This window comes from Pseudorhizobium halotolerans, from assembly GCF_902153235.2.
GTDB classification, from domain to species: domain Bacteria; phylum Pseudomonadota; class Alphaproteobacteria; order Rhizobiales; family Rhizobiaceae; genus Neorhizobium; species Neorhizobium flavum.
In genome coordinates, this window is sequence record NZ_CABFWE030000018.1 from 19,844 (window position 1) to 30,294 (window position 10,451).

Below are 10,451 nucleotides of genomic sequence, written 5' to 3' on the forward strand. Positions count from 1 at the left end.
CCGGAATGCGCCGGCCTGGCGACCGGTCCCGGAATCGTGAGGCTCACATATGGGAGCAAAATCGCCCGGTGTGAAGCACTCCGGGCGATCTTAAACGGTTTATTCCGCGGCTGCGGCTTCCGGAAGCTTGATGGAGCCACCGGCCTTTTCGATCTTCTCGACAGCAGCCTTGGAGGCGCCGGCGGCTTCGATCGTCACCTTGGCCTTGAGCTCGCCGCCGGAGAGGATCCGGACGCCGTCCTTCGGGCGACGGATGATGCCGGCAGCCTTCAGGGCAGCCGCATCGATCGTGGCCTTCGGGTCAAGCTTCTTGGCATCGATCGCCGTCTGTATACGGCCGACGGAAACCGTCACGTATTCCGACGCGAAGATGTTGGTGAAGCCGCGCTTCGGCAGACGGCGGTAGATTGGCATCTGGCCGCCTTCGAAGCCGTTGATGGCAACGCCGGAACGAGCCTTCTGGCCCTTGACGCCGCGACCGCCGGTCTTGCCCTTGCCAGAGCCGATACCGCGACCAACGCGCTTGCGATCCTTGACCGCGCCTTCGTTGTCTTTGATTTCATTCAGTTTCATGATGACTTCCCCCGTCTCACTTCTCGTCGACGACGCGAACGAGATGCTGGACAGCACGGATCATGCCGCGAACCGAAGGAGTATCCTCCAGGGTGCGGACCCGGTGCATCTTGTTGAGGCCCAGACCAACCAGCGTCGCACGCTGAACTGCCGGACGGCGAATGGGCGAACCGATCTGCTCGACCGTGATCGTCTTTGCTTCAGTCTTCTTCGTAGCCTTAGCCATGGGTCAGACTCCTCTTATTCTTCAGCAGCGTTGCCGGAGGCAGCGCGGCGAGCCTGGAGCGTTGCATACTTGAGGCCACGCTGGGCTGCGACGTCCTTCGGATGGACCTGATGCTTGAGGGCGTCGAAGGTAGCGCGAACCATGTTGTAGGGGTTCGACGAACCAGTCGACTTCGCGACGACGTCATGAACGCCGAGCGTTTCGAAGACGGCGCGCATCGGGCCACCCGCGATGATACCAGTACCGGCCTTGGCAGCGCGCAGAAGCACCTTGCCGGCGCCGTGGCGGCCATTGACGTCGTGGTGCAGCGTGCGGCCATCGCGCAGCGGAACGAAAATGAGATCGCGCTTGGCAGATTCGGTTGCCTTGCGGATCGCTTCCGGCACTTCACGTGCCTTGCCGTGGCCGAAGCCTACGCGGCCCTTCTGGTCGCCGACGACGACGAGTGCGGCGAAGCCGAAACGACGGCCGCCCTTAACAACCTTGGCAACGCGGTTGATCGCGACCAGCTTGTCGACGAATTCGCTATCGCGCTCTTCGCGGTTCTGGCGGTCGTCGCGAGAACCTCTTCTTTCTTGTGCCATTGTCCTTTTCCTTTTTCTTTTCCGGGTGCAATCGGCAGATTACAACGTGATCCGAATACGGATCGGGGTGCGGATAACCGCATTTCGCCCGGAACCGATAAAGGCTCCGGGCGAAATTCCTTAGAAGCTGAGACCGCCTTCGCGGGCAGCTTCGGCCAGGGCCTTGATGCGGCCGTGGTAGATGAAGGCGCCGCGATCGAATACGACTTCCTTCACACCGGCCTTGGTCGCACGCTCTGCGACGAGCTTGCCGACAGCGGCGGCGGCTTCAACATCCGCACCGGTCTTCAGCTTCGAGCGCAGGTCGGCGTCGAGCGTGGAGGCGGCAGCAAGCGTGCGGCCGGCCACGTCATCGATGACCTGGACATAGATGTTCTTCGACGAGCGATGAACCGACAGGCGCGGACGGCCGTTGGCGACCGCCTTAATCTGGCGGCGCACGCGGCTCGCGCGCTTTGCAAGTGCTTCTTTCCTGCTAGCCATTTCGCGTGATCCTTACTTCTTCTTGCCTTCCTTGCGGACGATCCGTTCCTCGGCGTACTTGACGCCCTTGCCCTTGTAGGGCTCCGGACCGCGGTACTCGCGGATTTCCGCGGCTACCTGACCGACCTGCTGCTTGTTAATGCCGGTGACGACGATTTCCGTCGGCTTCGGCACGGCAATCGAAATACCCTGCGGCGGTTCGTAGACCACGTCGTGGCTGAAACCGAGTGCCAGCTGCAGGTTCTTGCCCTGCAACGAGGCACGATAGCCGACGCCGTTGATCTCGAGCTTACGCTCAAAACCGTCCTTCACGCCCTTGAAGATGTTCTCGATCATCGTCCGCGACATGCCCCACTTGGAGCGGGCATCCTTGGAATCGTCGATCGGGGTCACCGAAACGGCGTTGTCGTTGAACTCAACCTTAACCTCGTCATTGGCGACGAAGAAAAGCTCGCCCTTCGGGCCCTTGGCAGTCACTTTCTGGCCTTCAACAGAGGCCGTAACTCCAGCAGGAACCGGAACGGGTCTTTTACCGATACGAGACATTTTGTTATCCTGTCTGTTCGCTATGGAGATCCCTGCCCTGTCTTAGAAGACGGAGCAAAGAACCTCGCCACCAACGTTCTGTTCGCGAGCCTGGTGATCGGCCATCACACCCTTCGGAGTCGAAAGGATGGTGATGCCGAGGCCGTTCGCGACCTGCGGAATGGACTTTACCGAGACATAGACCCGGCGGCCCGGCTTGGACACGCGGCCGATCTCACGGATCACCGACGCGCCTTCGTAGTACTTCAGCTCGATTTCGATCTCGGACTTGCCGTTACCGTAGTCGGTCTGGGAATAGCCGCGGATGTAGCCTTCGGCCTGCAGCACATCCAGGACGCGAGCGCGCAGCTTGGAAGCCGGCGTCGTGACGGAGGACTTGCGACGGGCGGCGCCGTTGCGGATACGGGTGAGCATATCGCCCAGGGGATCAGTCATGGTCATCTAACGATCTCCTTACCAGCTCGACTTGACGATGCCCGGCACCTTGCCGAGATTGCCCAGCTCACGAAGCGCGATACGCGACATCTTGAGCTTGCGGTAGAATGCGCGCGGGCGGCCCGTAACTTCGCACCGGTTACGGATGCGGGTCTTGGAGCCATCGCGCGGCAGCGAGGCGAGCTTCAGGGTTGCCTGGAACCGCTCTTCGATCGGCAGTTCCTGGTTCATGATGGTTGCCTTCAGGGCAGCGCGCTTGGCGGCCTGCGTGGCAACGGTCTTGCGGCGGCGCTTGTTCTTTTCGACTGCGCTAGTCTTCGCCATATCGGAGTTCCTTTTCTACGCTCGTCGTTACGGTTACTGACGGAACGGGAAGTTGAACTCTGTAAGCAGAGCCCGGGCTTCGTCGTCGGTCTTGGCCGTCGTGCAAACGATGATGTCCATGCCCCACATCTGATCAACCTTGTCGTAGTTGATCTCCGGGAACACGATGTGTTCCTTGATGCCCATGGCGAAGTTGCCACGGCCGTCAAAGCTCTTCGGATTCAGGCCGCGGAAGTCGCGAACGCGCGGAAGCGCGATGTTGACCAGGCGATCCAGGAATTCATACATGCGCGCGCCGCGCAGGGTCACCTTGGCACCGATCGGCATGCCTTCGCGGACCTTGAAGCCGGCGATGGAGTTGCGGGCGCGGGTGATGACCGCCTTCTGACCGGAGATTGCGGCCAGGTCAGCAGCAGCAACGGTGGGCTTCTTGGAGTCGGCAGTCGCCTCACCCACACCCATGTTGATGACGATCTTTTCCAGCTTCGGGATCATCATCTCGTTGCTGTAGGAGAACTTCTCCTTCAGAGCGCCACGGATCCGGGAAACATATTCAGTCTTGAGCCGCGGCTCGTACTTTGCCTCAGCCATCGATCACATCTCCCGTACGCTTGGCAACTCGCACCTTCTTACCGTCGACAACCTGGAAGCCGACGCGGGTCGGCTTGCCGTCCTTCGCGACAATCGCGATGTTCGACAGGTGGATGGATGCTTCCTTGTTGATGATGCCGGCTTCCTGCGTCTGCGTCTGACGCTGGTGGCGCTTCACCATGTTTACGCCGCGCACAACGGCGCGATCTTCCTTCGGCAGGACCTGAAGGACTTCGCCGGTGCGGCCCTTGTCCTTGCCAGTCAATACGACAACGTTGTCGCCCTTGCGGATCTTTTGCATCGCTATCGCTCCCTTACAGTACTTCTGGAGCCAGGGAGATGATCTTCATGTGGTTCTTGGCGCGAAGTTCGCGCGGAACCGGTCCGAAGATACGGGTACCGATCGGCTCTTTCTTGTTGTCGATGAGGACCGCCGCGTTGTTGTCGAAGCGGATGACGCTGCCGTCGGCACGACGGATGTCCTTGGCGGTACGCACAACAACCGCCTTCATCACGTCGCCCTTCTTCACGCGGCCACGCGGAATCGCTTCCTTGATCGAAACGACGATAACGTCGCCGATTGAAGCGTACTTGCGCTTGGAGCCGCCCAGCACCTTGATGCACATGACACGACGTGCGCCGGAATTATCCGCCACGTCGAGGTTTGTTTGCATCTGAATCATGTCAGGTCGCCTTTTTCTAATGACCGGAACGACCGGGCGCGCGAACGCCCCGATCCGGCTTATGGACAGAATTTCATTGTGCGCGGGATGGATCTTGCCAAGGTGGTTTCCTGTTAAGGACCTTCCCTGCGCTCAAAGCAAAAGAACGCTCGTTGCCGAGCGTCCTGCGCCGATGGCGTGCTTCATACAGATATTTGCGCCAGAAGCAAGGCCCTGGCGCAAATTCGTCTGCAATCAAGCCTGGGCGGATACAACCGTCCAGCGCTTATCCTTGGAGATCGGCGCGCATTCCTGGATGGAAACTACGTCACCTACCTTGTACTGGTTGTTTTCGTCGTGCGCCTTGTACTTCTTCGAACGGCGGACCGTCTTCTGAAGCAGCGGGTGCGCGAATCGGCGCTCGACGCGGACAACAACAGTCTTCTCGTTCTTGTCGGAAACTACGACGCCCTGCAGAATGCGTTTCGGCATATTGTTCTTCCTTAAGCCTTGGCTTCTGCCGCCTTCTGGCGGGCAATGGTTTTCAAGCGTGCGATGTCCTTGCGAACTTCGTTCACTCGCGAGGACTTCTCGAGCTGGCCGGTGGCCTTCTGGAAGCGCAGGTTGAACTGCTCCTTCTTGAGCTCAGCAAGCTTGTCCTTGAGTTGGTCGGCCGTGAGGGCGCGAACGTCTTCGGCTTTCATCCTAGCCTCTCCTTACTCTGCGATGCGCTGAACGAAGCGGGTCTTGACGGAGAGCTTGGCCGAACCGAGGCGCAGCGCCTCGCGAGCAATCTCTTCCGACACGCCGTCGATCTCGAACATCATCCGACCAGGCTTGACCTTGCATGCCCAGTATTCAACCGAACCCTTACCCTTACCCATACGGACTTCGGTAGGCTTCGCAGTGACCGGAACATCAGGGAACACGCGGATCCACACACGACCGGCACGCTTCATGTAACGCGTGATGGCACGACGGGCCGCTTCGATCTCGCGTGCGTTGACGCGGTTCGGTTCCTGAGCCTTGAGGCCGAATTCGCCGAAGGCCAGCTCGTAACCGCCCTTGGCCACACCCTTGATGCGTCCCTTGAACTGCTTCCGGAACTTTGTACGCTTTGGCTGCAACATTTTCTTACTTCTCCGAGCTTATCTTTCGCCAGCGTTGATCAATCGTTTTCGCGTTCGCGGCGACGATCGCCACGTTCACGGCTTGCCGGACCCTGTGCATCGCCTTCCAGCGCACGGCGTTCGGAAGCCATCGGATCGTGCTCCAGGATCTCGCCCTTGAAGATCCAGACCTTGATGCCGCAGATCCCGTAGGCGGTTTCAGCCTCGGCCGTACCGTAGTCGATGTCGGCGCGCAGCGTGTGGAGCGGAACGCGACCTTCACGGTACCATTCCGTACGGGCGATTTCCGCACCGCCGAGACGACCGGCGCAGGTGATCTTGATGCCTTCGGCGCCAAGACGCATAGCGGACTGAACAGCGCGCTTCATGGCGCGGCGGAAGGCCACGCGACGCTCGAGCTGCTGGGCGATCGACTGGGCAACCAGCGTCGCATCGACTTCCGGCTTGCGAACCTCGACGATGTTGAGGTGCGTTTCGGAAGACGTCATCTCGGAAAGCTTCTTGCGGAGCTTCTCGATGTCGGCGCCCTTCTTGCCGATGATCAGACCCGGACGAGCCGAGTGGATCGTCACGCGGCACTTCTTGTGCGGACGCTCGATGACCACCTTGGCAATACCGGCCTGCTTCAGCTCGGACATCAGATACGCGCGGATCTTCAGATCCTCGTGCAGCAGCTGGCCGTATTCTGCATTGTCGGCAAACCAGCGGCTATCCCAGGTACGGTTGATGCCGAGGCGGAAGCCGATCGGATTGATTTTCTGGCCCATTATGCGGCCTCCCCTTTTTCCTCGACTTCGCGAACGACGATCGTGAGGTGCGCGAACGGCTTCTCGATACGAGATGCACGGCCGCGACCGCGAGCGTGGAAACGCTTCATGACAATCGACTTGCCGACGTATGCTTCCGATACGACCAGGCTGTCGACATCGAGGTCATGGTTGTTCTCGGCATTGGCGATTGCGGACTCGAGAGTCTTCTTCACCGTGCCTGCGATGCGCTTGCGGGAGAATTCCAGCTCAGCAAGCGCGCGGTCGACCTTCTTGCCGCGGATCAGGGCGGCAACGAGGTTCAGCTTCTGCGGGCTGACGCGGAGCGTGCGGGCAACGGCTTGCGCCTCGTTGTCCTTCAGCCGGCGTTCGGTCTTTGCCTTCGCCATCGTTACTTCCTCTTCGCCTTCTTGTCCGCGCCATGACCGTAGTAGGTCCGGGTCGGAGAGAATTCGCCGAACTTGTGGCCGACCATGTCTTCGTTGACCGAGACCGGCACGTGCTTGCTGCCGTTGTAGACGCCGAAGGTGAGACCGACGAACTGCGGCAGGATCGTGGAGCGACGGCTCCAGATCTTGATCACTTCACTGCGGCCGCCTTCACGAACCTTCTCAGCCTTCTTGAGAAGATAGCCGTCAACAAACGGGCCTTTCCATACTGAACGAGCCATTCCTGACTACCTCTCTTACTTCTTGCGCTGATGGCGCGAACGCATGATGAACTTGTCGGTCGACTTGTTCGAGCGCGTACGCTTGCCCTTGGTGGGCTTGCCCCACGGGGTGACGGGATGACGGCCACCCGAGGTGCGGCCTTCACCACCACCGTGCGGGTGGTCGACGGGGTTCATGACGACACCGCGGTTATGCGGGGTCTTGCCACGCCAGCGGGTACGACCAGCCTTGCCGTCGTTGATGTTGCCGTGGTCCGGGTTGGAGACGGCGCCAACGGTCGCCAGGCAGGAACCCGGGACCAGGCGCTGCTCGCCCGAGTTCAGGCGCAGGATAGCCATGCCCTGGTCGCGGCCGACGAGCTGAACGTAGGTACCAGCGGAACGCGCAATCTGCCCGCCCTTGCCTGGCTTCATCTCGACATTGTGGACGATCGAACCGACCGGGATGTACTGCAGCGGCATGGCGTTGCCGGGCTTCACGTCGACAGCCTTGTCGGACGCAATCACCTTGTCGCCGGCAGCGAGACGCTGCGGAGCAAGGATATAAGCCAGCTCACCGTCCTCGTACCTGACGAGAGCGATGAACGCCGTGCGGTTGGGGTCATATTCCAGACGCTCGACCGTGCCTTCTACGTCGAACTTGCGACGCTTGAAGTCGACCAGGCGGTAGGTACGCTTGTGACCGCCGCCGATGAAGCGGGCGGTGATGCGACCGAGGTTGTTACGGCCGCCGCTCTTGGAGAGGCCCTCCGTCAGCGCCTTGACCGGCTTGCCTTTGTGAAGACCGGACCGGTCGACGATGACCAGCTGGCGCTGGCTCGGAGACGTCGGGTTGTAGCTTTTCAATGCCATTGTTCTTTACCTCAGAGTCCGGTGGAGACGTCGATGGTCTGGCCTTCGACCAGCGTGACGACGGCCTTCTTCACGTCCTTCTGCTTGCCAATGAAGCCGCGGAAACGCTTTACCTTGCCCTTGCGGACCAGCGTGTTGACGGCCTTGACCTTCACGCCGAACAGGGCCTCGACGGCAGCCTTGATTTCCGGCTTGGAAGCATCCTTGGCAACGTTGAAGACGACCTGGTTCTGCTCCGATACCAGTGTCGACTTTTCGGTGATCGCCGGCGAGACGATCACATCATAGTGGCGAAGATCGGTCACTTGAAACGCTCCTCTAGAGCTTCCACCGCAGCCTTGGACAGCACGAGCTTGCCCCGACGCAGGATGTCGTAAACATTGATGCCCTGAACCGGCAGAACATCGACGTTCGGGATGTTCTGGGCGGCGAGCTTGAAGTTGTTGTCGAGTTCGGAACCACCGATGATCAGGGCATTGGTGAGCCCGAGTGACGCGAACGAACCGACAAGCGCCTTGGTCTTGGCTTCGGCAGCAACCAGATTGTCGATGACGATCAGGTCTTCAGCCTTCAGCTTGGCCGAGAGGGCGTGACGCAGCGCCAGGGCACGAACCTTCTTGGGAAGATCGTGTGCATGGCTGCGGACGACCGGGCCGTGAGCCTTGCCACCGCCACGGAACTGGGGAGCACGCGCCGAATGGTGACGAGCGCGGCCCGTACCCTTCTGCTTGTACATCTTCGCACCGGTGCGGGAGACTTCCGAACGGTTCTTGATCTTGTGGGTGCCCTGTTGCTTCTTGGCGAGCTGCCAACGAACCATGCGGGCGAGAATGTCTTCGCGGGGGTCGAGGCCGAAGATCTCATCCGAAAGGGAGACCTTGCCAGCGTCTTTACCCTCGAGGGTCTTGACGTTAAATTCCATGTGCTTGGCTCCCTTACTTCGCAGCCGACTTGACGGCGTCGCGAACAACGATCCAGGCGCCCTTGGAGCCGGGAACGGCACCCTTGACGAGGATCAGGCCGCGGCCTTCGTCGGTAGAGACAACTTCGAGGTTCTGGGTGGTGACGCGCGTCTGGCCCATGTGACCAGCCATGCGCTTGCCCTTCCAGACGCGGCCCGGATCCTGGTTGGAACCGGTCGAACCATGCGAACGGTGCGAAACGGACACACCGTGCGTGGCCCGCAGACCGCCGAAGTTGTGGCGCTTCATGGCGCCGGCAAAACCCTTACCGATCGAGGTACCAGTCACGTCAACCAGCTGGCCGGCTTCGAAGTGCGAAGCCTTCAGCTCGGTGCCGACATCGATCATGTTGTCTTCGGAAACGCGAAACTCGACGAGCTTCGACTTCGGCTCGACTTCGGCGACGGCAAAATGGCCGCGCAGCGCCTTGGTCGTGTTCTTCACCTTGGCCGTGCCGGCACCCAGCTGAACGGCCGTGTAGCCGTTCTTTTCCTTGGTGCGATGAGCAACGACCTGGCAGTTTTCCAGCCGCAATACCGTTACCGGGATATGTTCCCCAGCGTCGTTGTAGACGCGGGTCATTCCCACTTTCTGTGCAATTACACCCGAACGCATCGGTTCAATCCTTCTCACTCAGCTCGAGGCAGCAGCCTCAGAGCTTGATCTCAACATCGACACCAGCGGCGAGATCGAGCTTCATCAGCGCGTCTACCGTCTGCGGTGTCGGATCTACGATGTCGAGGAGGCGCTTGTGCGTGCGCATCTCGAACTGCTCGCGGCTCTTCTTGTCGATGTGGGGGGACCGGTTAACCGTAAACTTCTCGATTCGGGTCGGAAGCGGAACGGGGCCCCGGACACTAGCACCGGTGCGCTTCGCCGTCGACACGATCTCGCGCGTGGAAGCGTCGAGAATACGATGATCGAATGCCTTCAGGCGAATGCGGATATTTTGGCCGTTCATTCGACGTTATCCTTGTTCTTCGTTAGCCACGTGCACGCAATACGGCACGGGTTTTTCTTTCACCTAAGGCGGACCACCGGTTTCAAAGATCGAAGGGGACACCGGGGCGCGGCATCCCTTTCCACTCTCCGGGCCGATCGGCCCACCTTATCGTTGATTGCAGTTCCCTGCCCCATTTGAAGCAGGGGCAAATCGCGCTCGCGCGCCATTTGCTACATTTTCGTGTCATAAGCAAGTCGCCACCGGCTTCTTGCTTAAAGATTCTGCCACCAAAGGCGCAGAGCAGCCCTGCGCCCTTGGCAAACCATTACTCGATGATCGAGGCGACGATGCCGGCGCCGACGGTGCGACCGCCTTCGCGGATAGCGAAGCGCAGCTTTTCTTCCATCGCGATCGGAACGATCAGCTCGACGTCAACCGTGACGTTGTCGCCAGGCATGACCATTTCCGTGCCTTCCGGAAGCGTCACGATGCCCGTCACGTCCGTCGTGCGGAAGTAGAACTGCGGACGGTAGTTCGTGAAGAACGGCGTATGACGGCCACCCTCTTCCTTCGTCAGGATGTAGGCTTCTGCCTTGAACTTCTTGTGCGGCTTGACCGTACCGGGCTTGCAGAGAACCTGGCCACGCTCGATGCCGTTGCGGTCGACACCGCGAAGCAGCGCGCCGATGTTGTCGCCGGCCTG

Annotated in this window: 22 protein-coding genes; all 22 read right to left on the reverse strand. The window is 60.2% G+C overall.

Going from position 1 to position 10,451, the window contains the following annotated elements:
* Positions 1 to 99: 99 nt before the first annotated feature.
* Complete coding sequence (rplO, locus tag FN060_RS22725; protein WP_052638149.1) at positions 100 to 573, reverse strand: 50S ribosomal protein L15; 474 nt, start codon at positions 571 to 573, stop codon at positions 100 to 102.
* A gap of 16 nt (positions 574 to 589) precedes the next feature.
* Positions 590 to 799 carry a 50S ribosomal protein L30 gene (gene rpmD / locus FN060_RS22730; RefSeq protein WP_006728669.1) on the reverse strand — a complete coding sequence of 70 codons (210 nt, stop codon included), beginning with the start codon at positions 797 to 799 and terminating at the stop codon, positions 590 to 592.
* Between the two features lie 14 nt (positions 800 to 813).
* On the reverse strand, positions 814 to 1,383 hold the full coding sequence (rpsE, locus tag FN060_RS22735) for a 30S ribosomal protein S5 (RefSeq protein ID WP_052638148.1): 570 nt from the start codon (positions 1,381 to 1,383) through the stop codon (positions 814 to 816).
* Between the two features lie 120 nt (positions 1,384 to 1,503).
* Positions 1,504 to 1,866 carry a 50S ribosomal protein L18 gene (gene rplR / locus FN060_RS22740; RefSeq protein ID WP_052638147.1) on the reverse strand — a complete coding sequence of 121 codons (363 nt, stop codon included), beginning with the start codon at positions 1,864 to 1,866 and terminating at the stop codon, positions 1,504 to 1,506.
* Positions 1,867 to 1,878: 12 nt separating this feature from the next.
* Entirely contained in the window at positions 1,879 to 2,412 is a 534-nt protein-coding gene (gene rplF / locus FN060_RS22745) for a 50S ribosomal protein L6 (protein ID WP_052638146.1), read from the reverse strand.
* A 42-nt stretch (positions 2,413 to 2,454) separates the two neighbouring features.
* Entirely contained in the window at positions 2,455 to 2,853 is a 399-nt protein-coding gene (gene rpsH / locus FN060_RS22750) for a 30S ribosomal protein S8 (RefSeq protein ID WP_052638144.1), read from the reverse strand.
* A 12-nt stretch (positions 2,854 to 2,865) separates the two neighbouring features.
* Positions 2,866 to 3,171 (reverse strand): 30S ribosomal protein S14, encoded by a 306-nt coding sequence (rpsN, locus tag FN060_RS22755; RefSeq protein WP_052638142.1) that lies wholly within the window; start codon positions 3,169 to 3,171, stop codon positions 2,866 to 2,868.
* Between the two features lie 33 nt (positions 3,172 to 3,204).
* Positions 3,205 to 3,762 carry a 50S ribosomal protein L5 gene (gene rplE, locus FN060_RS22760; protein WP_052638140.1) on the reverse strand — a complete coding sequence of 186 codons (558 nt, stop codon included), beginning with the start codon at positions 3,760 to 3,762 and terminating at the stop codon, positions 3,205 to 3,207.
* On the reverse strand, positions 3,755 to 4,063 hold the full coding sequence (rplX, locus tag FN060_RS22765; protein ID WP_052638138.1) for a 50S ribosomal protein L24: 309 nt from the start codon (positions 4,061 to 4,063) through the stop codon (positions 3,755 to 3,757). The genes rplE and rplX overlap by 8 nt, the downstream gene beginning before the upstream one ends.
* Positions 4,064 to 4,076: 13 nt before the next feature.
* Positions 4,077 to 4,445: a 50S ribosomal protein L14 gene (rplN, locus tag FN060_RS22770; protein ID WP_052638136.1), complete on the reverse strand. Its 369-nt coding sequence runs from the start codon at positions 4,443 to 4,445 to the stop codon at positions 4,077 to 4,079.
* Between the two features lie 234 nt (positions 4,446 to 4,679).
* Positions 4,680 to 4,916 (reverse strand): 30S ribosomal protein S17, encoded by a 237-nt coding sequence (rpsQ, locus tag FN060_RS22775; RefSeq protein ID WP_052638134.1) that lies wholly within the window; start codon positions 4,914 to 4,916, stop codon positions 4,680 to 4,682.
* 11 nt (positions 4,917 to 4,927) lie between these two features.
* The gene (gene rpmC, locus FN060_RS22780; RefSeq protein WP_052638132.1) at positions 4,928 to 5,128 is read right to left on the reverse strand and encodes a 50S ribosomal protein L29; all 201 of its coding nucleotides are present in this window, start codon (positions 5,126 to 5,128) and stop codon (positions 4,928 to 4,930) included.
* 12 nt (positions 5,129 to 5,140) lie between these two features.
* Positions 5,141 to 5,554, reverse strand: coding sequence for a 50S ribosomal protein L16 (rplP, locus tag FN060_RS22785; RefSeq protein ID WP_052638130.1), 414 nt, complete (start codon positions 5,552 to 5,554; stop codon positions 5,141 to 5,143).
* Between the two features lie 38 nt (positions 5,555 to 5,592).
* The gene (gene rpsC / locus FN060_RS22790; RefSeq protein ID WP_142590178.1) at positions 5,593 to 6,321 is read right to left on the reverse strand and encodes a 30S ribosomal protein S3; all 729 of its coding nucleotides are present in this window, start codon (positions 6,319 to 6,321) and stop codon (positions 5,593 to 5,595) included.
* On the reverse strand, positions 6,321 to 6,710 hold the full coding sequence (gene rplV, locus FN060_RS22795; protein WP_077547231.1) for a 50S ribosomal protein L22: 390 nt from the start codon (positions 6,708 to 6,710) through the stop codon (positions 6,321 to 6,323). The genes rpsC and rplV overlap by 1 nt, the downstream gene beginning before the upstream one ends.
* Before the next feature lie 2 nt (positions 6,711 to 6,712).
* Complete coding sequence (gene rpsS / locus FN060_RS22800) at positions 6,713 to 6,991, reverse strand: 30S ribosomal protein S19 (protein ID WP_028735901.1); 279 nt, start codon at positions 6,989 to 6,991, stop codon at positions 6,713 to 6,715.
* Positions 6,992 to 7,006: 15 nt separating this feature from the next.
* Complete coding sequence (gene rplB / locus FN060_RS22805) at positions 7,007 to 7,843, reverse strand: 50S ribosomal protein L2 (RefSeq protein WP_142590179.1); 837 nt, start codon at positions 7,841 to 7,843, stop codon at positions 7,007 to 7,009.
* A gap of 11 nt (positions 7,844 to 7,854) precedes the next feature.
* Positions 7,855 to 8,148, reverse strand: a complete 294-nt coding sequence (locus FN060_RS22810) for a 50S ribosomal protein L23 (protein ID WP_052638122.1) — start codon at positions 8,146 to 8,148, stop codon at positions 7,855 to 7,857.
* The gene (rplD, locus tag FN060_RS22815) at positions 8,145 to 8,765 is read right to left on the reverse strand and encodes a 50S ribosomal protein L4 (RefSeq protein WP_052638119.1); all 621 of its coding nucleotides are present in this window, start codon (positions 8,763 to 8,765) and stop codon (positions 8,145 to 8,147) included. Before rplD ends, FN060_RS22810 begins: the two co-directional genes overlap by 4 nt.
* Positions 8,766 to 8,778: 13 nt before the next feature.
* Positions 8,779 to 9,420 (reverse strand): 50S ribosomal protein L3, encoded by a 642-nt coding sequence (rplC, locus tag FN060_RS22820; protein ID WP_052638117.1) that lies wholly within the window; start codon positions 9,418 to 9,420, stop codon positions 8,779 to 8,781.
* A 37-nt stretch (positions 9,421 to 9,457) separates the two neighbouring features.
* Positions 9,458 to 9,766, reverse strand: coding sequence for a 30S ribosomal protein S10 (rpsJ, locus tag FN060_RS22825; protein ID WP_003547547.1), 309 nt, complete (start codon positions 9,764 to 9,766; stop codon positions 9,458 to 9,460).
* Between the two features lie 307 nt (positions 9,767 to 10,073).
* Positions 10,074 to 10,451 (reverse strand): EF-Tu C-terminal domain-related protein (locus tag FN060_RS22830; RefSeq protein ID WP_483314346.1); only part of this gene is annotated, 378 nt, incomplete at its 5' end.